Below are 22,886 nucleotides of genomic sequence, written 5' to 3'. Positions count from 1 at the left end.
TTCGCGACTCGCTGTAGTAGTCCGCGGTCGGTGAACGTTTCGAAATGACCAACAGTCGGCGGGATAATCATCAGTCATGTCCACCACATTAGACGGTCAAACGGCCGTGGTAACGGGATCGAGCAGCGGTATTGGATTCGGGATCGCACAGGAGTTCACAGCACAGGGTGCGAACGTCGTTGTCAACTCCCGCTCGCAAACGCGAGCGAACGACGCTGCAGAAGAAATCACTGCCGAAACGGGGACAGTCACGCCGATCGAAGCAGACGTGACGGACGTGGACGCTATGCAGGCGCTCGTTGATCGAACCGTCTCTGAATTCGGTTCCGTGGACGTGTGGGTGAACAATGCTGGAATAAACATTCGTGGCCCTGTCGAGGAGATGTCGGTGGACGACTGGCAACGCGTCATCGACGTGAATCTGACAGGAACGTTCATCGGCGCAAAACTGGCGGGCACACAGATGATAGCACAGGATTCCGGTGGGAGTATCATCAACATCTCTAGCATGATGGGTGAACAGGGCCAAACCGGACGGACACCGTACAACACCTCAAAAGGTGGAGTGAACAATCTCACCCGGTGTTTGGCTGTCGAATGGGCCGAACACGACGTGTACGTCAACGCCATCGCACCGGGTTACATCCGAACCGAGATGGTAGACGACGCCCAAGACGAGATCGGTTTCGAGGAGGCTGATGTGATCGACCGAACACCGCTTGGACGGTTCGGAACCGTCGAGGAAGTCGCCAACTGCGCGACGTTCCTCGCAGAGGCGAACCATTTCATGACCGGTGAAATCCTGCACCCGGACGGAGGCTGGCTTTCGTTCGGATGGGGGAGCAAATCCTGAGTGTCACCGCGTCGATTGGAGGCGTGGATTCTTTAAGTGGTTCTGGCGACAAGGTGAAGATATAGACGGAGTTCGTCTGCTTCTGCAGTGCTACTCGTTGAGGAGCAAGATCTTTCCGTTGAACGAGCCGTCCTCTCCTAGCCGGTGGGCGTCAGCGACAGCAGCGAAGGGAAAGCGTTCCTCGATATGAGGTTCGATAGCGCCGTCGTCGACGAGACGTGCGATGTCAGCGAGTTCATCACCGATCCGCGCCTGCCGTTCTCCGAGCAACACAGGAAGGATGACAAGGACGACCCCGAGAGTGAGTGATCGCTGGTGCATCGCTGCGAGATCCTGCGTCGAACTCGACTCGGTCGTCACAACGGTTCCGTACGGACAGACAGCCTCGAACGCCGTTTGGAGGTGGTCGTCACCGACCGGATCGAAAACGACATCGAAACCGCCATTGCTGGCGTGCGCTTCGACGTACGTCTCAACATCGGTCGTGGTGTAGTCGACGGTTGCGTCGGCACCGAGATCGGCCGCGAACGCGCGCTTATCGTCGCTACTCGCCGTTGCGGTCACGTCCGCGCCGAGCCAGTCAGCGAGTTGAACACCAATGTGACCGACACCGCCAGCCCCGCCGTACACGAGAACCTCATCACCGATACCGACGGTCGTTTTGTCGGTGAGCATCTCCCATGCAGTGAGCGCGACGACCGGTAGCGCCGCAGCGTCCGCAAGCGGGATCGTCTCCGGGGCGTGAGCGAACGTTCCTGCATGGCCGACGACGTACTCAGCAAGCGAGCCGTGTCGTCGTGCACCACCAGGCATACCGTACACCGCGTCTCCCGGTTCGAACGTCGTGACGTTCTCCCCAACGGCGTCAACGACGCCAGCAACGTCACAGTGAAGGATCGCGGGGAGTTCGGGCGAGAAATCCGGGATCGCTCCCTGACGAATCTTGTAATCAACGGGGTTGAGACTCGATGCAACGACTTCAACGCGGATCTCGTTCGGAGCAGGATCGGGAACGTCGGTCGTCGTCCGAGCAAAAACGTCCGGATCGCCGTGCTCTTCGATCACGTAGGCGGTCATCTCCGAAGCCATATCGAGAGAACGTTCGGTCGCCACGGCGGAGTATGCGATGCTTGCGGCGAACAAGGCGGGTGATCGACAGGTTCGACACAGTGGCGGCTATCGTTTCGGTCACGGCTCGTCGAAAGCGTGATCGTCACTCCACGGGACTGGTGTCGTCCCGTCGATACCGGTTGCGACGCCGGTACCGATGGATCTGTCCGTCCGCACCGAGACGGATCTCATACCGACCAAGGATGTCCTGTGTATCCGGCACCGAACGTCGTTCGATGCATTCAACGATGACTCGCCACCCCTCTTCGTCCCGATCCACCTCAATAATCGAATCGAGCGGTTGATCGATCAGCTCTGGCAACCGATCACGAACGTGCGCTTGGATTTCTCCGATGGAACCGCGTACCGCCTCATCAGAGTCGCCACTCGTGTCTTCGGTCCCGTCGATCGATTCGAGACTGCGTTCGATCGCGTCTCTCGTTTCTTCGATGGACTCCGCCTTCGTATTGGCATCAGCGTCCAGTTCTTCGAGTCGCGCTTCGATGGCCTCTTTGGCTCCTGTTCGATTCTGCTGTTCGGTCTCGGCGTCGTACATCTCCTTGAGCGTCGCAGGATCATCGATCGATTCGATCTCATCTGAGAGCTCATCCACCGTGTACGCCTCCGGGGTTACGTCTTGTTCTTCCATAATGGTCAATCAAGGGGAAACGGTGTGTGAGACCAGCACGACGGCTGAAATATCGCTCGAATCATCAGCGCGTCGATCGTGTTACACCCCCGAATCGGGTTCTACCATCGGAGAGGTCCCGATATCGAGGTTTTCGAGGGCTTCGTCGTCATCTGATTGACTAGCTTGTTCGATCTTAGACATTTCCTTGGTGTAATGCAAGAACGTGTCGATGGACGCGACGACGATGCGTGCCTCGATGGTGAGGATCTCGATCCCGACGACCGATATGCGGGCCCAGATATCAATAACGATACCCTTGTCTAACACTCGATCGAGCACCTCTACGAGGCTGGTCGTGTTTGGACGCTCACTCGTCATTGCAGTACCATCTATTGGTGACGTCGGTGTCAGTGTCTCGCCTGCCACTGCAAGCCGAATAGACAAATCTACTGGAAGACGTAATATCATATACGGTGGTGAGCGTGTCCAGACACGCGCAATGGTCGATCACAGTTCGTTCCGTCCGAACGGATGCCACCAGTGATTAGGGGATACCATGAGCGAGGAGTATCTGTACGCCTACGGAGTGATCGAGAACGAGGAGTTAGGGATCGATATCGAGGGCGTCGAAGGAGCGACGCGAGCCTACACGGTCGACCACCGGACGCTCTCAGCGATCACGTCGGATATACACACGATGGATCCCGAGGAGACCGAGGAGAACGTCCGTGCCCACGATGAAGTCCTCCAAACGGTCATGTTCTGGGACGAGGGACGAACTGTCGTTCCAATGCAGTTCGGAATGACCTTCAAAAACGAACGTCCGTTGAAGAACGTACTGCGCGGTGGACGGCGAGCGTTCACTCAGGCACTGCGGGAAATGGACGGGATGGTCGAATTCGGGGTGAAGCTCATTGTAGACGAGGAGACGACCATCGATCGGGACGCCGTGCGTGAATCCACCACGAACCGACTCGCAACCGTAAGCGAGCAGGAGGCACAAAACGATCTCTTTAGCGATCGACTCGTTGTCAATCGTTCGTACTTGGTCAACCGGAACGAACGGAGCGCGTTCGACAGCGCTGTGGATACCATCACCGACGAATACAGTGACTCTGTGACCGTCCAGTATACGGGACCGTGGGCTCCGTATAACTTTGTGGATATCGAGATCAGTTCCCAATAATGTTTCTACTCGATGACCTATTTATCAGACCATTCACGTCGATTCTCACGGTCATTCAGGCGATGGCCGTCGAGGAACTGTACGATCGGGATGAGATCAAAAATGACATGAAAGAAAACCGACTCCTGTTCGAACTCGGAGAGCGGTCTCGCGCGGAGTACGAACGCCGGTCGGAGGAGCTACAGACACAGCTCGATGTCGCAAATCAAGCCCACGAGACACTGAGCACTAAGATCCAGGTAAAACAATGACACACGACAACGACACTGAACGCGGTGGAATCATCCGAACGCTCCGGGAGCTGCTTGAGATAGTTGCCACCGAGAGTCAACGCCACGAAGACGGGTCGAGTTCTCGTGGTCCAACAGAACTCGGCTACGAGTACTCAATCAGCACCGGCAACCTCTCGGAGTTCGAACCCCGTTCCGCCCGTCCGCAGAACGTTCCGAGTCCGTCAGATCGACCGATCGCCGTTCGGTACGAAGACGAGGACGTACTGGTCACGATCGATATCCCCGAGATCGATCCGGAACGCGTGTCGACCAGCGTTTCCGACGACGAGCTACTGCTCGGAATCGACGGAACAGTCGAGGAACGCATTCCACTCGGGAGGCAGTTACTCACGATCGATACGAGTAACCTCACGAACGGTGTCCTCGAATTTCGGCTCCGACCGACGGAGGAAAAACAATGATGGAAACGCTCGTTCAGAGAAAGCACCGCACTGAGACACCGCTACTACTGGCAGACGGGGGAGAAGAAGCCGAAAACGCCGATGGAAACGACGAAGCTGAGGACGAGGCGGAGACCCGAGTGCTTCATCTCGACCTAGAGGGGCTGTTTCTCGATCTCCTCGGGCTTGAGGTTGATCTCGACGAGGTCGTTCTCGACATCACAGCTGTTTCAGGACCGGAGAATCTCCTCGGCAACCTGTTGTCAGCCGTCGCAGGACTGCTCGATGATGGCCTGCCGAACCTGATCAGCGGAGATCTCTTGGACGACGTTCTCCCCAGCTTGCCGAGTGGAGACGAACTCAAAGGCCGAATCCCATCGCCGTCCGACGCCGTGTTCGGAGCCGTGAACGTGTTGTTGGACGCGATATTGGCTGCTCTCGAAGACGGGGAATCGACTGACGAATAATCCGATACCCAACAACCATGACTCAAAAAGAAGAGACAGCACAGAAGCTCTCGCGTTTACGAGAGAATCTGTCCAGCGAAGCAGACACAGAAACGCTCGGGGAAAAGATCGACATCAATCGAGAGGCGTATAAGCACGCGAGCGGAGAGATGGTCGGGCGGCAACTCGGTGAAATCGTCGGGCGTCGAGTCGGAGAACGACTCGGTCAGGCGTTCGATGAGCGGTTCGAGCGACCATCGATCACTGACGTGCTATCAGGTGCGTTTGAGAAGGAGACTGAAGATGAGGAGACCGAAGAAGAGGCTGAAGAAGAAGCCGAGGAGGAAGAAGAAGAAACTGAAGAGGAAGAAGAAGAGGCCGAAGAGGAAGAAGCTGAGGAGGAAGAAGAGGCTGAAGAGGAAGAAGAAGAAACTGAAGAGGAAGAAGAAGAAACTGAAGAGGAAGAAGAAGAGGCCGGAACGGGTGTTGAGGAGATGTCGACCGAAGAACTCCAGTCGTTGGCCAACCAGCTGGTAGAAGAGTTGGAGCAACGAAACGAACCAGAAGACGAGTCATGAGCGGATTCGACACGAACGAATCCGTCGAAGAAACGCTCGAACGGTTATCTGAGACCATCCAAGCCACCGACGAGCACTCTGAGACGAATTCAGGCGGAGCTGACTCGATGACGGATGAGAACGCCTTCAAACTGGTCGAACGAGCGGAAGGAGCCGTCAAATCACTAGTTGATGACGAGACACCACAGGAGATCAACGACGACATCGAGGAGCTCCGATCCGTCATCGAAGCGGCCGGAGAACTGCTCGAAGCGGTCGATCTCACACAAGCATCCGGTGCGATCGACGACAGCGACATTGACGAAGCGATTGATGCGAGCGGGATTCCGATCGCGATCGCCAACGGAGCGCCGGACGAAGCCATCAGATACAGAGCCCTGTTGCAACTGATCGAATTCGACGAACTACTCGACGCGATCGATGTGAGGAAGCTACACCAGAACAAAGACGAATTCAAGACGGCCGTGTCCGCGTTCGTCGATGGAAACGACGGGAGCAACTGGATCGTGGTCGTCGCGTTGAAACAGCTGGCCGAAACGGCTGTAAAGGAGTCCAATAGCGGCACGGCACTCACTGATTCGATCGACGATGCTGGAGATGTGGCCGCGATGGCGTCGGGAACGCAAGGGCAGATGAAGCAGGCAGCGATACAGTCGAAGCTGCTCGACGCGGTCACGGAATTCCGCGAAGGGCTCTTTGAAACACACGACCGCCTCGCAGAGTTGCGCGAGCAGGCCAACGAACGTGTAACCGAGTCGACCGGCGACATTGGACAGCCATCCACCCAGAACCCGACCGCCTACTCGACGATGCCGTCCCACAATCTCCGAGTTGGGACGAAGGTCTCGACCGTTCCACGAGATACGCGCCGGTCGACTGTATCGAATCCGCCTAGAATCTACGGCTCCCGATTTGACACCCAGAGGAACGATAATGAGTAATGCACAACCGACACGCAACGGAGACAGTCTCGCAGATGTAGTAGAACTCGTACTGGACAAAGGTGTCGTCATCAACGCCGACATCGCTGTTTCTGTTGGTGACACGGAGTTGCTCGGAATACAACTCCGCGCCGCGATCGCCTCCTTCGATACAGCCGCAGAGTACGGACTTGAGTTCCCAGAGGGAACGGATATGCAGCGGGTCGCAAAGGCTACAGAAAGTAACCAGAGTGACCAGAGTGACGAGAAAGCCGAGGAAGCCGTCGCTCCGAAAAAAGACGCCGAGACGGTGATCGATGACACAGATTGATATCGACGGAGAAAACGCACGCGATGGGTTGATGACGCTCGTGATAACGATCGTCGAACTACTGATCGAAGCCATGGAACGGGAAGCGATCCGTCGAATGGAGTCCGGCGATCTCACTGATGAGGAAGTCGAGCGGGTCGGTGCACAGTTCGCCGCGCTCGACGCGGAGATAACGGCGATCAAAGAGGAAGAAGGGATCGAGGAATCAGTCGGACAGTTGCGCAACCGACTCGACGGACTCGTTGCAGACGCCGTCAGATCAGTCGAGGAACCCCCACAGCAAGGAACCACTCACGAACCGATCGACAATGACTGATCGCTCGTTCGAAACCGGTCGGTATCTGTACTGTGTCGTAAGGTGTCCGGAGACAGAGGGATCTGCGTTCTCAACGACCGGTGTCGACGGGGAGGACGTGTATCTTATACGGACAGAAACGATCGGGATCGTGGTACACGAGTGTGAGACGCTGTATGACACCTCCGATGTGGATGTGGTTCGAAAGTGGCTATTGGAGCATCAAAACGTCATCGACGCCGCTGGAGACCGCTTTGGCACACCGATCCCGTTTCAGTTCGACACGATTCTTCGAGGGGACGACGAGCGAGTCCGTGCGTGGCTCGACCGCGAGCGGGAGACGTTTGCGTCACAGCTTGAGGAGATGACAGAGTGTTGGGAATACCGCGTCGAAGTTCGGCGCGATGAAGCCACCGTGGAGGAAACGTTACGCGACGATGAACGATTAGTCGAACTTAACGAGCAGATAGCCGAGTCCTCCGCGGGAACGAGCCATCTCCTCGAACGCCAGTACGAGCAGCGATTAGAGACGTTGAAACACCAACAGCGTGCCGATCGGACGGCGGCTCTCATTGAGCAACTCGAACCGATCGCGCGCGACCTTCACGATCTCGGTCACGAACGGACGACGCTGGAGATGGAACCTGATACCGACGACGAGATGACGAGAGAAACCCGGCTCGCGCTCCTTGTCCACGAAGAGCAACAGCACGACATCGACGACTTGCTTGACGACGTAGCAGCCGATCCGGGCGTCAAAATCCGGTATACAGGCCCATGGCCACCCTACACGTTCGCACCGACGATCGAGGCGAATGACACTGAACCCTGATAACAGATGAAACCAGAACGACCCGAGGACGGCGTTGTCGATCTCGTTGATGTCGTCCTCCGAGACGGAGCAATCGTTCGGGCCGACGCGATCATCACCGTTGCTGATGTCCCACTCGTCGGACTCAAACTCAGCGCAGCGCTCGCTGGCATGGACACAATGACTGAGTACGGTCTCTTCGAAGCGTGGGATACCCGCCAGCGCCAGCGACACCGGAACGAATTCGACTAGGAACGATACTGTACGAGTAGACTATTTTTCCCGCTAGTCAGTAGAACATCTTTTTATTGTCCTCTACAGATATTATGATCATGAGTTCGTTCAACCAATCGGTAGCAATCGTCACTGGCGGCGGGTCGGGGATCGGACGGACGACCGCGATGAAATTCGCGGATCGTGGGACAAGCGTCGTGATTGCCGATGTCGACGTTGCGGGCGGTGAGGAGACAGTCACAGAGATCGCAGATGAGGGCGGGGAAGCGATCTTCGTGGAAACGGATGTGACGAGTACGGATGATACGCACGCAATGGTAGATGCTGCGGTCGATGAGTACGGTCGGCTTGATTACGCGTTCAACAACGCCGGGATCGGCGGCGAACGAAGTCCGATCACAGATTATCCTGCCGAGAAGTGGCAAAACGTTATTGAAGTGAATCTTGTCGGCGTGTTCAACTGTATGCAAGCCGAGATCAACCGGATGCGGGAACAGGACAGTGGTGGCGTTGTCGTGAATAACGCATCAGTCCTTGGAAAGACGGGATTCGAGACCTCCTCGGGGTACGCCGCAGCGAAACACGGCGTGCTCGGGCTGACGAAGACGGCCGCTCTCGAAAACGGCGAAACAGGCGTTCGCGTGAACGCGGTGTGTCCTGGCTTCATCGAAACGCCGCTTCTCATGGATGGAATGAGCGACGCCGAGAGGGAGCAGATCGAGCAGCGTCACGCGATGAACCGACTTGGAACGCCAGCAGAAGTCGCAAACGCAGTGCTCTGGTTGTGTGATGACAACGCGTCCTTTGTCACCGGGGAAGCCCTCGGTGTCGAAGGTGGGTATCTGAGTCAGTAGCCAGACTGACCGTTAGAACCGGTCGATCAAGAGCGTCTCGGCACTCGCTCACGAGTGATGGTCGCGGACAACACAGTCAGTGATGGAAAAGAGGGCTGTCGGACCGAATGGCTTGCTCCAATCGGTTTCCCCGGAAGGGCTATTGGCAGGGACTTTCACTAGGTCGTCAATGGCAGCCTCGATCACGGTGCTGAGTACCGGCGGAACGATCGCCAGCACACTCAGAGAAGGCGGTGCGACACCGAACAAGCGTGGTGCGGAACTCATCGCGGCGGTTCCGGAAATCGAATCATACGCCGATATCGAGGCGGTAGAGGTGGTACAGACACCGAGCTTCGATATGGATGGTCCATCACTCACAGCAGTGGCGGAGCACACTCGCGCGGTCATCGACGACGGCGCTGATGGCGTCGTCATCACGCACGGAACAGACACCATGGAAGAATCCGCCTACTACATGGATCTCATACTCGACAGAAACACACCGGTCGTCTTCACAGGCGCACAGCGCCGTGCGGACGAAGTGAGTCCCGACGGACCAAGTAATCTTCTTACGGCCGTTCGGGCGGCAAGCCACGAGCGATTTCGCGGTGCGGGTGGCGTCTACGTCGCCTTCAACGAAGAGGTACACGCCGCACGCGATGTCACGAAACGACACACGAATGACCTTTCAACATTCATCTCCCCAGACAAATGCCCGATCGCTCGATTCACGCGGGAAATCGTTCGTGTCCACCGCGAACCGGGGAGTCGGTCGGCATCAATCGAGACCACCGCGCTGTCGGCCGATGTCGTCACGGTGAAATCAGGGATCGGTGTTGGTGCCGGGCAGGTGAACGACGCCATCGAGACGGACGTTGATGGCATCGTCGTCGAGGGAACCGGTCTCGGAAACACGACGAGCGCACTCGGCAACGCGATCAGTGACGCTATCGAAGCAGAGATTCCAGTCGTCATCACCTCCCGCTGTCTGGGCGGAGCCGTCGCGCCCGTCTACGGAACACCCGGCGGCGGAGAAACACTACGCTCACACGGCGTCATCGATGGCGGTGATCTCCCTGCTCACAAGGCGCGACTGAAACTCATGTTGCTCATCAAGGAACGCGACCGCGATCTCAATGCGCTCCGTGAAGCGTTCGAAGCGAATCTTCTGTGATCAATTACGGCAATATTTGCGAGGAGGAGTATCGCTATCGGCTGTCGTGCAAGATCATACCATGGTGATGAACAATGAGTGAGGTAGACGTAGCGATCGGTGTCGACGCAGACTGTGTTGCTGGCTGGCTCGGTTCGTACGGTGGTGCGGATTCACCAGCAGACCTTTCGCGGGGACTTTCAGCCGGAAACGAGGGGATTCCGCGAATGCTTCAACTGTTCGAAGATCACGGGATCGACACGTCGTGGTACGTTCCAGGGCACACGATCGAAACGTTCCGTGACGAAGTGCAAGCAGTTGCCGACGCCGGGCACGAGATCGGCGTGCACGGCTATTCACACGAGAATCCGACGGATCTCTCCCGAGAACAAGAAGACGAAATCCTCCAACTGTCCATTGATCTCGTCGAGGAGGTGACGGGCGAGAAGCCAGCTGGTCACCGAGCGAGTTGGTGGGAGTTCAGTGAAAACACCCCCGAACTCGTCGAGAAGTACGACTTCCTCTATGACAGTAGCCTCATGGAACGGGAATTTGAACCGGGCTACATGCGAATCGGTGACAGCTGGGAGAAGATCGACTACGATCAAGATCCTGACTCGTGGACGACGCCGTACGAATACGGTGAGGAGACAGATGTGATCGAGATCCCCATCAGTTGGTATCGGGACGACATCCCACCGATGTTGTTCATCAAACAGCCCATCTACCACGCTGGGTACAAAGATCCACAGATGATGTACGAACAGTATTATAAGCGCCAGTTCGACTATCTGTACAACCGTCGTGGAGCCGGCGTCTACACGTTCACGATCCATCCCGACATCCATGGACTCCCCCACATGATCACGCATTTGGAGGAGTTCATCAATTACGTGAACGGACACGAAAACGCCGCGTTCAAAACGTTGGCCGACATCGCCCGGCGGTACGACGACGATCCGTCCGTCTACGAACCGAACGGCGACTATCTTTGATCAATCACATATCACTGCTGTTGAGTCGGACGGATCAAAATCTCGTTGACACTAACGTGTTGGGGTTGTGTCACGGCGTAGTGAATGGCACGCGCAATATCATCGCTCGTGAGTGGGTCCATCGATTCAACCCAGTCCTCAATGGATTCCTTTGCGTTCTCGTCCGGGATGTGATCTTGGAGTTCGGTGTCAACCACACCAGGTTCGATGAGAGTCGTTCGAATACCGTCTTGGGTAACTTCCTGTCGGAGGGCATCAGTGAAGCCATTGACACCGAACTTGGTGGCGTTGTAGCCGCTGGCGTTCGGACTGGCTTGCCGACCCGCAACCGAGGACACGTTCACGATGTGGCCATGACCCTGCTCTTGCAGGATCGGCAAGGCGGCGTGGGTTGCGTTCATCAGCCCCATTAGATTCACGTCGACCATCTGCTGAAGATTGTTGGTGTCGGCGTCTTCAAGCGGTTCGAGCAACATCACGCCCGCGTTATTCACAAGGATGTCCAGCCGCCCGAACGCCTCATGAGTCGTCTCAACCATCTCCTGAACGTCGCTCTCGTCGGTGACATCTGTCGGAACCACGAGCGCGTCTCCCCCGTCTGCCTCGATCCTGTCAGCGAGCTCCCGGAGCTGGGATTCGCGTCGGGCCGCGAGGGCGATACGCGCACCCTCATCAGCGAGTGCTTCCACAGTTGCTTCGCCGATTCCCGAGGACGCGCCAGTCACGAGTGCGACACTACCGTCGAGTGCTTCTGAACTACCGACCATGTTCATTTATAAAATAGTTAATCAGAAAAACCTGTTCAAACCGGCCATCGACCGTTCTACTCGGAAGATCTGGGTACGACCCTCGCGTTACACGAGTCCAACGCCGTCAGCCAGCAGTTCGTGGGAGCGGAGCGCGTCGTCGTGATCGGCAACGATGTGTTGGATCATCACCTCATCGACGCCGACACGGCCTGCGAGTTGCTCTAACAGTCCGGCAAGCGTTTCGGGACTCCCTGAGATCGCGCGGGGCCACTCATCAGCGTCGAGTGTCGTCGGCGTCGGATCGGGAACGCCGCCGAGTTCGTCAAGCGCCTCCTCGATGGACGGTCTGGATCCGACGTTTCCCTGCTGCATCCGTTTGTACGACGCTTCGGCTACCGCTCGGTGTCGGGCCGCTTCCTGATCGGAATCCGCACAGATCGCGTTCACCGCGATCATCCCCTGTGGCTCATCAAGCCCACCGGCCAACCGTGACGGCTGGAACTGCTCTCGATACGCTTCGAACGAGTGGACAGCGAACTGTGGACGGATAAACGCCGCAAAGCAGTACGGTAACCCGAGTTCACCGGCGATTTTCGCACTAGAGGGACTCGATCCGAGCACCCACGGCACGGGCGTCTCCTGCTCCGAACGGGGAAGTTCGAGATCGCTGTATGGATGACCATCTGGATAATCGTCGTACAGATGGGTGACAACGGCCTCGATCTTTTCCGCGTGGTCCTCGTCCGGGTTCCGGACGTGGCGATCGGTCTCTAAGGCGCGATCAGCGGCAGGCGACCCGTTTGCCCGCCCGAGACCCGCGTCGATGCGGCCGGGAGCGAGCGCGTCCAGCGTGGCAAACTCCTCGGCAACCTTAAACGGACTGTAGTGATTGAGCAACACCGCCCCGGATCCGATCCGGATCTCGTCGGTTTCGGCAGCGAGATGGCCAAGCAACACCTCTGGCGTCGTGCCAGCGATGGTGTCCGCCATCCCGTGGTGTTCAGCAACCCAAAACCGAGAGTATCCGAGCCGTTCGGCCTGTTGTGCAGTTGCGACTGTGTTCGCATACGCATCAGCTGCAGTGCCGTCGGCAGGAACCGGAGAGAGATCGACAACAGAGAACTCCATAGATGATGTCAGAGTCTGTGAAGGATAACGATTGGGAAAGCGGTCCACGCTTGTACATTCGTACCAAGTCGGTTGCGGCGTTCGGTGGTCTTTTATTCTGGTGATTAAATATTCATTCATGGGAATTCGACAGAGGCTTGGAATGATGAAAGGAATGCTCACGAATCCCTTCATGCGGCGTCAAATGGTGTTATCTTCGGTTCTGGGGCCGATTCAAAAACGGATCCATGGCAATGACGGCGAATACGTTATGGACGCCGATTGGGATAATCTTCTCATTCTGGATGGCTGTCGCTACGACGTGTTCACACAGATCCACGCCAAGCAGTCGTTAGAGGGGGAACTAACCACGTTCCAGTCGCGGGGGAGTTCCTCGGCGGAATTTATGATCGAAAATTTCGGCGGACGGACGTACAACGACACCGTGTACGTCACCGCCAATCCACACGAAAAGCGAGTGCTCGACGGATCGTTTTACCACACCGATCGTGCGTGGGTCGACGCGTGGAGCGAGGAGGACGGAATCGTTCTACCGGAAGACCTGTCGAAACGGGCGCGCTCCGTTCACGAAGAGTACCCGAACAAACGCTTGATCGTCCACTTCATGCAGCCCCACGTGCCCTTCATCGGTGAAACACAACTCACGGTCAATAGCAGGGTAACGAGTGGGCTCCGAGAGATGATGCGCGATGACGCTGACTCAGATCCGGACGGGGATTTCGAATTCGCCTGGGAAGCGTTGCGCCGAGGAGAGATCGAAGAAGGCGTGTTCTGGGAGGCCTACCGAGATAATCTGATTCGTGTACTGGATACAGCCATCCCCTTGTCGGAAAAACTTCCAGGAAAGACAGTGATTACGGCCGACCACGGGAACGCGATCGGTGAGTGGGCGACACCGTTCCCGATGCCGGTCTACTTCCATCCGAGCAATGTACGAATTCCATCGCTCAACACCGTGCCGTGGTTCGTTCCGCCGTATACAGAACGAAAGCCGATTGTGCGGTCGGAACCCTCGTCCGACGCCTCCGATCGAACGACGGAATCGGATGACACCGTTACAGAGCGTCTTGTGGCACTCGGCTACACCGACTGATCTCCAACAGATATCCCGTGAGTTGTGATCCATAGCAGGTGCAATCTCCATGAACAACAGGAGAGGTTATCGGAAAATTATTTTAGTTTACCATAAACTTATTTATAATTTCATACCCTATGGCAATTTAATTGTTATTAGAGGTGCATGAGTTATCACACACCCCCACGTATATTACGATAGGCGACTATGACCACCACTCCGTTCGTCATCGGTCAGACGGTTATGATTCGTGATGAGGGTCTCTCACCGAGGGTCGTCGTGGCGTTACCGGAAACACCTGCTTCAGAGTGGCTCACATACGGCGGTCGCACTGTTGCTGGCGTGAATCCCGACTATCCGGCTGACGCAGCAACTGTCGTCGTTGTGTTCGCTGCTGATGTATCCACGTATCTCCCGGATTGGGATGGGGAGACACCACTGACGGAGGCGACACTTCGAGAGAAGGGCATCTACTACGAGGGACTTCCTGCACCACGGCTTACGAGCGTCTGAGAGGAGGAAACAGTTAATAGACAGAGACTCCGGAGGTGAACCCCGCGTCAGAAAATGGGTTTGTGTAAATATATTTCTACTAGAAAGACTGAAGCGGAGTGGGAATATCGTATCACGAAAGCGTTCCTCGGTATATTACTTGATCTCTAATACTGTAACAGTGCCTCATGCGACTATTAATGTTATCATTGGAGGGCAATCTCATCCACAGTGGTCTGAGCAGCCAGAAACGCTATCGTGAGAGCCGGAGACTTCAGCGACGCCGGTCACCGCTGTGACTCGCGGAGGATCAACGGCTCAATCGCAAGCGTCCGCTTGGCGATGGTCACGATGCGCGAAATGTACGAGATGAACAGCAGAAACGGCGTCAGTGTCACGGTGAAAGCACCACCGATTAACCATGTCATGTTCTCGACACCGAGCGTGCTCCCAGGAAGTGTTCCCGCATCGACAACAGTGAGCATGATTCCTGCAACAGCGAGTGCCGGGATCGACGCGTAGAGGATCAACTGTGAGAGCGTAACGAGGGCCCACTCGAAATACAGCGTCTTTATGTGTTCGCGTGCTGGACCGAACATTGTCAGTGCATCCTTTAGCTCGTTGAGGAGATTGTTCTCGGGCGGTCCGAGATCTTCCTCATGATCATAGAGGATTCGCTCGACTTGGAAGATCTTCCAACCGTAGTTGTAATTCAGGGCAGCAAACAGCACGTCGAACGAACCGAACTCCGCACCGTCGAGTTGCTCGCGTACGAATTTGGAGTTGCCGATAAGACTGTCAGTGAATTCGTCGACTTCCCACTGGAGTTGATCGCTGTCGATGTCTCCGAGACCGTCACGTACCGCCTCCGCGCGGTCTTGTGAAACGTCGACGAGACTGCGGAGGAACGTCGATGGATCGGCAGGACTGGGAGAGCCAATCAGCTCCTCCGTGTAATCTCGAAAATCCATCGAATCTTCCATTCGCGCGCGTTGATCACCGAGCGGACCGTTCTCCTGGGAAAGCACGAGTTGTCCGATGGTGACGACGAGCGTGGTACCAGTGATGACCGCGCTGATCATCGTCGAAAACATCGTCTCGATCGTATCCTGAGAACTGAGTTGGGGAATCAACGGCGGCGGAAGGATCGCCACAGCCACGACGAAGACAACGAAAATTGCCAACGCTAAGGCCCCTGTAACGATGAGACGATTGGCATGTAACAACAACCAGAGCTTGAATCGATTTTCCCCGGCGCGTTCGCGCATGGTGTTCGCCGTGCTGACATCGACATCCGTATCAATCGAAGATTCGTCGATCTCAGAACTCATGACATCGCCTCGGTGGGAGAGTCATCAGTATCCGACCGGATGGGACGTTCGAACACGAGATACTTGGTTCCGCCGCCGGTGTAGTCGATCGTGTCCACGAAGCGCCATCCATCGGCAGCGCGTTCGTTCAGCACTGCTCCCGGATCCGTCGCTTCTTTTCGAGTGGACCCTCTTGGTGGCCGGACTGTTTCGTACTCCCAACGCGTGGGTTCTTGGCGTCCTCCCATACAACACCCACATCTGATAGCAGTAAAAATCCCGTCCCTGCGTCGACCGATGTGTGTATAAGTCATTTATCCTATAAATTACTACGCGCTCAAACGACGTACTGTCCGCCGGTGGTAACGTTCAGCGTGTCGAGCGTCGTCGAATTGACGCTATCGCTCGCAACGAGCGTTGAATTCTGATTTGCAGGCACCCAGAGGGTAACGGTCGTTTGTCCGGATCCGACATCGATCGAATCGTATTTCTGTCCGTTTGCCTGGATCACGGTGATCGATGTGACGTTTTCGGCCGCCGCTGTCGAACGGAGCGTTGCGGTAACCCGAACGTAGTGACCGGCCCACGGTTCATCAGTTGAAAGGGTTTTGAACACAGAGGACTCGCTCGTATCCGCCGTGAGCGACGGATCAAACGTGAGACAGCCAGAAAACACGAATGCAACAGCGACACACACAGCCAACAGAACGTGTGAGAGATTCGAAGGCATACATCTACTACCGATAGGAGCACAAAAAAGGTGATTGTGGACCACACAACCCCAGAACGGTGTGCCCTGTTCCAGTCAGGGCCTCGATCGAGACCATCTTTATCAACTCTCGGCCAGTAGGTTGGATGATGGATCCAGAGCCTATTCCGGACGGTGTGCGCGACGCTGTAGCAACGGGGTTAGAAACGTACTTCACAGCTGATGCCGTCCACAGCCTGCTTGAGGCCATCGATATCGAAGAGCTACTGGATGAGGAGATCGATAGCGTAGAGGGTGAGTCCATCGATTCCGAAGAAGTCGGAAAAGTCATCGGTCGGCTCATCGGGCGAGAGGTCGCAAAGGAGTTGACAAGTTATCTGCCGTTGGGCCGGATTATCGAGACGACAGTCGGAAACGTCGTCGGTAACAAACTCGGGGAAGCAGCAGTGGAAGCGTTCATCGAGTACGGTGATCCCGAGGCCGTCGCCAACCAAGTACGCACGCTCGCAGACAGCACCGAACTCGAACGGATGGCGACTGAGATCACTGCCACAGCACAAGAGGGAGGTATCCAAGACTATCTCCCCGGTCTCGGAAGCAATGCGGCCGAAACCTGGAACCCGGACATCGGTACCGACATTGAAATCACGGACGAATCGACCGACCAGTAACCCGATCAGCGCGGTCGTCATTTGATCCATGATCGTGGCAATTATTTAACCGTTTCATTACAAACGTAGGCCTGTAATAGCAAGGTCCGAGAAACACGGTGTTACTCGCTCTTTTCGATCTGTTCTTCGAGGAGGGCTACGTTCCGAACGTTAGCCTTCCAGACGGCGTCGAACAGCGTTCCGAGAATCGGAATCGATCCCACAACGACATCGGCAGCGATGTTGAGGCCCATCATCGCCAGTGTTTTCGGCGGGACACCGAGCCGTACCGCTTCGAACACAATGTAGAAGGAGAGAACGGCTACAGCAGTGTCTCCGGAGACGGGAAGGATCCCTACGAGGGGATCGACCCCGAAGCGAAAGTTCGTTCCGGGAACCCGAACCGACTCGTCGAGAATACGCGCAACCGTCCGAGTACGTCGTACTGCAGCCCGTTGCTTGGGGGTCGCGTTCGAGAGCTCATTGTCAGTCACCATACCTCCTTATCTCGATCGGAGAATATATGTCCCCGGCCGGCGATTACCAGCGGCGGTCACTCGTATCGTCGTTGAGCCACAGCAACAACGACTGTGAGCGAAACACCGACAACCTCGCTACAGAGGACCATAAGCCACGGAGAAAGATCACGACGGAGAAAATACAAGCTGTGATCTTTTCTCGCTTATCGCACTAGTTCCTGTGTATGGGGCACAGCGACCAAGAAACAGGGACGGTTCGATCGCTCGAAATGCGGGATGTCAACGAACTGTTTGAGAATACGACGTTCCCGACGACTACCGAAGACATCCTCAGGGAGTTCGGCAGCGTTGAAGTCGAATATCCCCGGGGGTCCGATCCGCTCCGGGCAATCCTCGAACGATCAGGCCACGAGACCTACACGTCTCGGAACGCGCTAGCGACAGCGATCCTCAACGGCGTCCGACGAGACGCCGTTGGCCGTCCTCGGTACAGTGATCGCGGCGACGAACGAAACGAGCTGTTCGACCGTCCCATCCAATCGTTCTGAACTATATTCGTGATAGACGATGACAGACGACACCTTCGACACGTTCACGACCGGATTACAGCGACTGTATTACTTGGAACAGGAACTGGTCGCCACGCTCGATGTGCTAGCAACTGACGTTTCGATCGACACGTTGGACGATCTTACGGAGACGGACTGCCGGAAACAACTGCAAGATCGCGTCGAAACACACCGTGATGAAACGAGAACGCACGTCGAACGGCTCGAAACGGTCTTCGAAGCGGTCGATGAGCAGCCGATTGCTCGGCACGCGCCCGGCCTCGATGGTTGGATTGCGGATAAGGAACGGTTCAATAATATCATCCTGAACGACAAGCTCCGGCCGTTGTATTTCCTCGACGCGACGCTGAAGCTCGAAGAGATCGAACGATCAGCCTACGAGCCAATGGTAACACTGGCCAAACAGCTCGAAAACGAGGGGGAGATTGAAGGTGTCGTCGAGAACATCGCGCAAAACGCCAAGGAAGAACAGGAAATGCTCGACGATCTTGAGTCATTAGCTGGTAGAGAGTCGGTCGAGACGTTACTTGAGACGAGTCCTGTTGATCCCGCTAATCGTTCGTCGCTCGCTCGCTCGGGAGGAAACATCGAGACACTCGAAGATATGTTCGTTTACCAGCTTCGGAATCTGTCTTACATCGAGCGGACGCTTGCAGTCCTGTTCGAAGAATTGGCGATGACCGTCACAAACGACGAACTCAGTGCGACGTTCACCGAACAGCACGATCAGGCACAGAGTCACGTCGATCGTCTGGGAAAAGTGTTCGACGGGATCGGACTCCAGTCGGCGGAGATGCAAAACCGTACGCTCGACGGCCTTCTCAAATCCCGAGAGACTCAATCCGCAGCAAGAAACGGCGGTCGGACCGATCTGTTTGATCTCGAAATCGCTGTGGCAGCCAAACGAATGGAGAACCGCTGTTACGAAGAGCTACTAACGTTGGCCGAACGGATCGAGTATCCAGTGGACGCCGTCGATCAATTGACGACGAACAGCCACGAAGTGCATGAGGCAACATCGACGCTCGAAAGGCAGGGATTCGAGGATCTTCGTCCACAAACTACCGGAAGCTGATCGCTGTCGGTGGCTGACACCACGGACACCACGGATCAAGAGAGAGCAGAGAGAGCGTGGCAGGATGTATCATTCTCGATTCTCCTCGTAGAGATCGTAGAAAGCGAAGTAACAACATCAAACAAACGACATCAAACAAACGACCACGTTATGAGGGCGACTGCCAAGAGGAGAAACGGAACGTCCCGAGGAGCCAATTGAAGCGTCGGAAGTGTCGGATTCCACGCAAAGCATCGAGCACGGAGCGCTGTCCCCAAGCGATCAGCACGTCCAAACGCCCGTCGAACGCCCGTCGTTGCGACGATTCGCATTCGATCGATGAGGCGACGTTCGGTTCCGAGTCGCGCCCGCATTGCCACTCGTGCACGGGAAAGATCAGCGATCAACACCGGGAGGAATCGAAAGACGAGCGATACACCGACACCGAGCAATCGCCCAACACGTCCGGGCACGACGAGCTGAATCGCCGCCCGCGATTCTCGAACACGGGTAGTCCGAACGTAGGCGACACTGACGAGCAAGACGAGCAAGACACGGTAGCTCGCAAGCGCTGGTCTGATCGCTGCCGGAGGCGCGAGCCAGGGTGGCCGGAGAACAATCATCGAAAGCAACGGTCCAGCAACCAGAAACGGCAGTGCGTAGCGAATCTCTTGAAGGGCAGCAAGCGGTGATAGGGCCGCAACTGCGAGAATGCACCCAGTAAGCACCGTCACAAACGAAAGACCGCGCGGTGTCGTGTGGGAAAACGCTGCGAGGGCGATACCGATCTGTACGGCGAGTTTTGATCGCGGATCGAGTCGATGAGCGATCGACGATCCGGGTTCGTAGGTCAACACGGCACGTACACCTCTCCGGACAACTGATCGAGCACCGACACCGGCGGTCCGTCGTGGATGATCTGTCCATCGGACATGACCAGCAACCGATCAGCGAGATCACAGAGTTCTCGGAGGTCGTGGGTGACAACAACGATACCCATCCCCTCAGTCGAGAGCGCTTCGAGACGTTCGAGTACCGACTGGCGAGCCGGTTCGTCAAGTCCCACAAACGGTTCATCGAGCACGAGATGATCCGGCCGCATAGCTAACGCGCCAGCGATCGCAACCCGCGCTTGCTCTCCACCCGAAAGCCGGTCGATGCGCTGGCGTTCAGACCCACCCATCTGTACTGCCGCGAGTGCTTCCTGTACCCGCTGGTTGATCTGTTCTCGTTCTAATCCGAGATTAACAGGACCGAACGCGACATCTGCTCTCACAGTGGGGGCGACGAATCCGTCCCGTGGGTCCTGGAACGTCATTGCCACCGCGGTTCGTGCGGCCACGACATCCTCGCTGACTCGTCGGCCGTTCACCGCTACCCGTCCCGCATCGGGATCAAGGAGTCCGTTGAAGTGGCGGACAAGTGTCGTTTTTCCTGATCCGTTCGGGCCAGCAAGCACGACGAATGAACCATCGTCAATGGTGAGTGAAACGTTGTCAACAATGGGGTGAGAGCGTGCTCTGCTCTCATCCGACCGGCGTTCGTATCGGAACGTGAGGTTTCTGAGTTCGATCATAGTCAGTTACGACGCAGTTATTGCATCGCTTCGGACGATCCCGACCGCGGCCGCAATCTTCAACACCTCCGCAGGCACCAACACGACCGCACCCGTTATGAACGCCTCTGAGAGAGCGAGATCGAGCGTGAACATCATCCCGATGACGCCAGTTGCGTAGATGAGCACTGTTCCCGCAACCATCGCACTCACGAGCCGAATCGGACCGTTTGATTTCGGATCTGAAGGTGTGAATCCACCGTGAACGACCATACCAACGGTGAACGCTGCCACTGGCATTGACCACAGATAGCCCGCTGTGGGTCCCACAAGCACACCGAATCCCGCTGCCCCTCCAGCGAACACCGGCGCACCGAGTATGCCAGCAACGATATACAGTACGCACGCGGTTCCACCCCAGATCGGGCCTAAAAAGATCCCAGCCAGAAACACCCCTAGTACCTGCAACGTAACGGGAGTTGGAGAAACCGGATTCGGAAAGCTCACATACGAGAACGCACCGATTAGTGCCGCGAACAACGCGGCGCGAGCAACGTTGATCGTCACCGCATCGCCAACGAGTTCTACGTCGGTCCCTCTCGTATTCCCTTCATCTTCTGCCGTCCGCTCTCGGCTCGGTTCAGTCATCGGTATGCATCCACTGGTCAACCCACTTAGACACATCGGTTGACGGTAAGCGTGCTACAGTTTGTCGATCGCCGTGTATTATGCGGCGGCGGTTAAGACCACGATATCGACCGCGGCGTCGTGATCAGGGACGTTCGTCACCGCAAAAAGTCCCGTTTACCGCGGTTAGAGTTTCCAGTTGTGATAGATAACACTCGTCACTACCCCAGCCGCTAACAGGACAACTCCGAAACGGCGAGACCGATTCATCGAGTATCCTTCTCGGTGTCCGATCGGTTATCGTCGCTGCTACTGTTTTCAGCATCGGTGCCGTCCATCTCGGACCACTCTGGGGTGTACTGGTACCAGACGCCGTCGTCACGGACCACGTACACGCCGGTTGCTGCGTCTTCAACAACGCGCCGATTGGAGTCGAACGCGATATCAACGAGACCCTCTAAAGATTCGACTTCGATCGTTGACCGATCTGTCTCCGGAATCGTCCCTGTCGAAACCCAGTCTTCGAACTCTGATTTGAGTTTCTCGTGTTGGATATCTGTACGTTTCGTCTCAGAAACGTCGAACCAGTCATCATCCCGTCCGTAGATGAGTCCGAAAAGGGCAAGGAGCGAAGCGAGTAGCACGGCGATCGATCCGGCCTGTATAAGCGTTCCAGGCTGGTTGGGAACCTCCGTGGGTGGCGCGATCATTATCTGCTCATCAGGGGTTTGAGTCGGGGACACGACGAAATAATCCATCGTGCTGTTGATCGGAAGGGTGTAATTGAACGTTCGATTGACAGGATATCCGTCGACCCTACCCGTAACTTCAGTCATGACGAACACCTGCGTTCGAATGTCGGCTACTTGATAAAGTGATTTGTGTTTCTGATGAAGGGTCCGCTTGCGGTCACGGAGTCGATCAGCATCGACCGAGAACGACATGTTTTTCGTTTCACCTGACCGGAGTTCAGCCACGTCGACCGAAATTGGGCGTCGGTCCTGCCAGATACGTCGTTGGATATTCCGTGATTCCTCATTTTCCTTCTCATAGTAAGCAAAGTCAACGATGTACGCCTCTGTTGACACCGTCGCATTCCCGGATGAGCCGCCGAGTTGGAACCAAAACGTTCCGTTGAGTGTCGGTGTCGAGTTCGTTATGTAGAACATCCGATCATTACGGACATCACCCTCATCGAAAACCAATGAGTCATTGACAACCGTGCCGCTGTGACTGAATCCACCACTGACATTCCACGAGGCGACTGAACGCTGTTCGATATGCGAGCCAGGGGAGAGTACCGTCGAGTACGTTGCCCACGCCCCACCGGCTGCGATGATGATGAGGGCGACCGCAATCACAAGAAAGTAGTCGTCAAGCAGTACCTTGAGCCGTGTTTGTCGGTTTGAATCCATCGTTTTAAACTTGCATCGGATA

31 protein-coding genes and 1 pseudogene are annotated in these 22,886 nt (G+C 56.1%); 19 read left to right on the top strand and 13 right to left on the bottom strand.

The window, feature by feature from the left end:
* The first annotated feature begins 76 nt into the window (after nucleotides 1-76).
* Nucleotides 77-853: an SDR family NAD(P)-dependent oxidoreductase gene (locus tag EIK79_RS07625; protein ID WP_124954521.1), complete on the top strand. Its 777-nt coding sequence runs from the start codon at nucleotides 77-79 to the stop codon at nucleotides 851-853.
* 90 nt (nucleotides 854-943) lie between these two features.
* Here EIK79_RS07625 and EIK79_RS07620 read toward each other — a convergent pair whose 3' ends face one another.
* From EIK79_RS07620 to gvpA, 3 genes are all read right to left on the bottom strand, one after another.
* On the bottom strand, nucleotides 944-1,942 hold the full coding sequence (locus EIK79_RS07620; protein ID WP_124954520.1) for a zinc-binding dehydrogenase: 999 nt from the start codon (nucleotides 1,940-1,942) through the stop codon (nucleotides 944-946).
* Between the two features lie 124 nt (nucleotides 1,943-2,066).
* Nucleotides 2,067-2,612, bottom strand: coding sequence for a gas vesicle protein GvpO (gene gvpO, locus EIK79_RS07615; RefSeq protein WP_124954519.1), 546 nt, complete (start codon nucleotides 2,610-2,612; stop codon nucleotides 2,067-2,069).
* A gap of 81 nt (nucleotides 2,613-2,693) precedes the next feature.
* A complete protein-coding gene (gene gvpA / locus EIK79_RS07610) occupies nucleotides 2,694-2,972 on the bottom strand; it encodes a gas vesicle protein GvpA (protein WP_124954518.1) in 279 nt (92 codons plus the stop codon).
* 178 nt (nucleotides 2,973-3,150) lie between these two features.
* On the opposite strand from gvpA, the gene EIK79_RS07605 reads away from it, so the two are divergent.
* The 13 genes and pseudogenes from EIK79_RS07605 (at nucleotide 3,151) to EIK79_RS07545 (ending at nucleotide 11,052) form a co-directional block, all read left to right on the top strand.
* Nucleotides 3,151-3,780: a GvpL/GvpF family gas vesicle protein gene (locus EIK79_RS07605; RefSeq protein ID WP_124954517.1), complete on the top strand. Its 630-nt coding sequence runs from the start codon at nucleotides 3,151-3,153 to the stop codon at nucleotides 3,778-3,780.
* Entirely contained in the window at nucleotides 3,780-4,031 is a 252-nt protein-coding gene (gene gvpG / locus EIK79_RS07600) for a gas vesicle protein GvpG (protein ID WP_124954516.1), read from the top strand. The genes EIK79_RS07605 and gvpG overlap by 1 nt, the downstream gene beginning before the upstream one ends.
* Nucleotides 4,028-4,474 carry a gas vesicle protein GvpH gene (gene gvpH, locus EIK79_RS07595; protein WP_124954515.1) on the top strand — a complete coding sequence of 149 codons (447 nt, stop codon included), beginning with the start codon at nucleotides 4,028-4,030 and terminating at the stop codon, nucleotides 4,472-4,474. Before gvpG ends, gvpH begins: the two co-directional genes overlap by 4 nt.
* Nucleotides 4,474-4,920: a hypothetical protein gene (locus tag EIK79_RS07590; RefSeq protein WP_185715555.1), complete on the top strand. Its 447-nt coding sequence runs from the start codon at nucleotides 4,474-4,476 to the stop codon at nucleotides 4,918-4,920. Before gvpH ends, EIK79_RS07590 begins: the two co-directional genes overlap by 1 nt.
* Before the next feature lie 17 nt (nucleotides 4,921-4,937).
* On the top strand, nucleotides 4,938-5,477 hold the full coding sequence (locus tag EIK79_RS18025; protein WP_185715550.1) for a hypothetical protein: 540 nt from the start codon (nucleotides 4,938-4,940) through the stop codon (nucleotides 5,475-5,477).
* Nucleotides 5,474-6,418 carry a hypothetical protein gene (locus EIK79_RS07580; protein WP_124954513.1) on the top strand — a complete coding sequence of 315 codons (945 nt, stop codon included), beginning with the start codon at nucleotides 5,474-5,476 and terminating at the stop codon, nucleotides 6,416-6,418. The genes EIK79_RS18025 and EIK79_RS07580 overlap by 4 nt, the downstream gene beginning before the upstream one ends.
* Nucleotides 6,411-6,633: pseudogene (gvpJ, locus tag EIK79_RS07575) on the top strand (gas vesicle protein GvpJ); the annotation flags it as partial. The gene EIK79_RS07580 and the pseudogene gvpJ, both read left to right, overlap by 8 nt.
* Before the next feature lie 81 nt (nucleotides 6,634-6,714).
* Nucleotides 6,715-7,044 carry a gas vesicle protein K gene (locus EIK79_RS07570; protein ID WP_124954511.1) on the top strand — a complete coding sequence of 110 codons (330 nt, stop codon included), beginning with the start codon at nucleotides 6,715-6,717 and terminating at the stop codon, nucleotides 7,042-7,044.
* Nucleotides 7,037-7,855 carry a gas vesicle protein GvpL gene (gvpL, locus tag EIK79_RS07565; RefSeq protein WP_124954510.1) on the top strand — a complete coding sequence of 273 codons (819 nt, stop codon included), beginning with the start codon at nucleotides 7,037-7,039 and terminating at the stop codon, nucleotides 7,853-7,855. Before EIK79_RS07570 ends, gvpL begins: the two co-directional genes overlap by 8 nt.
* Nucleotides 7,856-7,861: 6 nt before the next feature.
* Nucleotides 7,862-8,086: a gas vesicle protein GvpM gene (gene gvpM / locus EIK79_RS07560; protein ID WP_124954509.1), complete on the top strand. Its 225-nt coding sequence runs from the start codon at nucleotides 7,862-7,864 to the stop codon at nucleotides 8,084-8,086.
* An 80-nt stretch (nucleotides 8,087-8,166) separates the two neighbouring features.
* Nucleotides 8,167-8,922 carry an SDR family NAD(P)-dependent oxidoreductase gene (locus EIK79_RS07555; protein ID WP_124954508.1) on the top strand — a complete coding sequence of 252 codons (756 nt, stop codon included), beginning with the start codon at nucleotides 8,167-8,169 and terminating at the stop codon, nucleotides 8,920-8,922.
* 169 nt (nucleotides 8,923-9,091) lie between these two features.
* On the top strand, nucleotides 9,092-10,078 hold the full coding sequence (locus tag EIK79_RS07550; protein ID WP_124954507.1) for an asparaginase: 987 nt from the start codon (nucleotides 9,092-9,094) through the stop codon (nucleotides 10,076-10,078).
* 74 nt (nucleotides 10,079-10,152) lie between these two features.
* Nucleotides 10,153-11,052 carry a polysaccharide deacetylase family protein gene (locus EIK79_RS07545; RefSeq protein WP_124954506.1) on the top strand — a complete coding sequence of 300 codons (900 nt, stop codon included), beginning with the start codon at nucleotides 10,153-10,155 and terminating at the stop codon, nucleotides 11,050-11,052.
* 11 nt (nucleotides 11,053-11,063) lie between these two features.
* On the opposite strand, the gene EIK79_RS07540 is transcribed toward EIK79_RS07545, so the two are convergent.
* Together EIK79_RS07540 and EIK79_RS07535 are read right to left on the bottom strand one after the other, a co-directional pair.
* Nucleotides 11,064-11,825, bottom strand: coding sequence for an SDR family NAD(P)-dependent oxidoreductase (locus tag EIK79_RS07540; RefSeq protein WP_394337777.1), 762 nt, complete (start codon nucleotides 11,823-11,825; stop codon nucleotides 11,064-11,066).
* Nucleotides 11,826-11,906: 81 nt separating this feature from the next.
* Nucleotides 11,907-12,929 (bottom strand): LLM class flavin-dependent oxidoreductase, encoded by a 1,023-nt coding sequence (locus EIK79_RS07535; RefSeq protein ID WP_124954504.1) that lies wholly within the window; start codon nucleotides 12,927-12,929, stop codon nucleotides 11,907-11,909.
* A 118-nt stretch (nucleotides 12,930-13,047) separates the two neighbouring features.
* On the opposite strand from EIK79_RS07535, the gene EIK79_RS07530 reads away from it, so the two are divergent.
* Together EIK79_RS07530 and EIK79_RS07525 are read left to right on the top strand one after the other, a co-directional pair.
* Nucleotides 13,048-14,022, top strand: a complete 975-nt coding sequence (locus EIK79_RS07530; protein WP_221621705.1) for a hypothetical protein — start codon at nucleotides 13,048-13,050, stop codon at nucleotides 14,020-14,022.
* 189 nt (nucleotides 14,023-14,211) lie between these two features.
* A complete protein-coding gene (locus tag EIK79_RS07525) occupies nucleotides 14,212-14,517 on the top strand; it encodes a hypothetical protein (protein WP_124954503.1) in 306 nt (101 codons plus the stop codon).
* A 266-nt stretch (nucleotides 14,518-14,783) separates the two neighbouring features.
* Here EIK79_RS07525 and EIK79_RS07520 read toward each other — a convergent pair whose 3' ends face one another.
* The 3 genes from EIK79_RS07520 to EIK79_RS07510 form a co-directional block, all read right to left on the bottom strand.
* Entirely contained in the window at nucleotides 14,784-15,827 is a 1,044-nt protein-coding gene (locus tag EIK79_RS07520) for a hypothetical protein (RefSeq protein WP_124954502.1), read from the bottom strand.
* Nucleotides 15,824-16,054, bottom strand: a complete 231-nt coding sequence (locus EIK79_RS07515; RefSeq protein WP_124954501.1) for a DUF4177 domain-containing protein — start codon at nucleotides 16,052-16,054, stop codon at nucleotides 15,824-15,826. Before EIK79_RS07515 ends, EIK79_RS07520 begins: the two co-directional genes overlap by 4 nt.
* Before the next feature lie 89 nt (nucleotides 16,055-16,143).
* Complete coding sequence (locus tag EIK79_RS07510; protein ID WP_124954500.1) at nucleotides 16,144-16,536, bottom strand: hypothetical protein; 393 nt, start codon at nucleotides 16,534-16,536, stop codon at nucleotides 16,144-16,146.
* A 128-nt stretch (nucleotides 16,537-16,664) separates the two neighbouring features.
* Here EIK79_RS07510 and EIK79_RS07505 point away from each other — a divergent pair, with 128 nt between their 5' ends.
* Nucleotides 16,665-17,186 (top strand): hypothetical protein, encoded by a 522-nt coding sequence (locus EIK79_RS07505; RefSeq protein ID WP_124954499.1) that lies wholly within the window; start codon nucleotides 16,665-16,667, stop codon nucleotides 17,184-17,186.
* A gap of 101 nt (nucleotides 17,187-17,287) precedes the next feature.
* Here EIK79_RS07505 and EIK79_RS07500 read toward each other — a convergent pair whose 3' ends face one another.
* Nucleotides 17,288-17,659 carry a DUF4112 domain-containing protein gene (locus tag EIK79_RS07500; RefSeq protein WP_233738019.1) on the bottom strand — a complete coding sequence of 124 codons (372 nt, stop codon included), beginning with the start codon at nucleotides 17,657-17,659 and terminating at the stop codon, nucleotides 17,288-17,290.
* A 209-nt stretch (nucleotides 17,660-17,868) separates the two neighbouring features.
* Here EIK79_RS07500 and EIK79_RS07495 point away from each other — a divergent pair, with 209 nt between their 5' ends.
* Nucleotides 17,869-18,192 carry a DUF5789 family protein gene (locus EIK79_RS07495; protein WP_124954497.1) on the top strand — a complete coding sequence of 108 codons (324 nt, stop codon included), beginning with the start codon at nucleotides 17,869-17,871 and terminating at the stop codon, nucleotides 18,190-18,192.
* 19 nt (nucleotides 18,193-18,211) lie between these two features.
* A complete protein-coding gene (locus EIK79_RS07490; RefSeq protein WP_124954496.1) occupies nucleotides 18,212-19,288 on the top strand; it encodes a DUF892 family protein in 1,077 nt (358 codons plus the stop codon).
* Nucleotides 19,289-19,419: 131 nt separating this feature from the next.
* On the opposite strand, the gene EIK79_RS07485 is transcribed toward EIK79_RS07490, so the two are convergent.
* From EIK79_RS07485 to EIK79_RS07470, 4 genes are all read right to left on the bottom strand, one after another.
* A complete protein-coding gene (locus EIK79_RS07485; protein ID WP_124954495.1) occupies nucleotides 19,420-20,124 on the bottom strand; it encodes an energy-coupling factor transporter transmembrane component T family protein in 705 nt (234 codons plus the stop codon).
* Entirely contained in the window at nucleotides 20,118-20,843 is a 726-nt protein-coding gene (locus tag EIK79_RS07480; protein ID WP_124954494.1) for an energy-coupling factor ABC transporter ATP-binding protein, read from the bottom strand. The genes EIK79_RS07485 and EIK79_RS07480 overlap by 7 nt, the downstream gene beginning before the upstream one ends.
* Before the next feature lie 6 nt (nucleotides 20,844-20,849).
* A complete protein-coding gene (locus EIK79_RS07475) occupies nucleotides 20,850-21,470 on the bottom strand; it encodes a biotin transporter BioY (protein WP_124954493.1) in 621 nt (206 codons plus the stop codon).
* A 245-nt stretch (nucleotides 21,471-21,715) separates the two neighbouring features.
* Nucleotides 21,716-22,864 carry a DUF5305 family protein gene (locus tag EIK79_RS07470; protein ID WP_124954492.1) on the bottom strand — a complete coding sequence of 383 codons (1,149 nt, stop codon included), beginning with the start codon at nucleotides 22,862-22,864 and terminating at the stop codon, nucleotides 21,716-21,718.
* Nucleotides 22,865-22,886: the final 22 nt, after the last annotated feature.

Source organism: Halocatena pleomorpha (genome assembly GCF_003862495.1).
GTDB classification, from domain to species: Archaea; Halobacteriota; Halobacteria; order Halobacteriales; family Haloarculaceae; genus Halocatena; species Halocatena pleomorpha.
The sequence above is the reverse complement of the archived record's forward strand: the minus strand, read 5'-3'. Positions and strand labels throughout refer to the sequence as shown.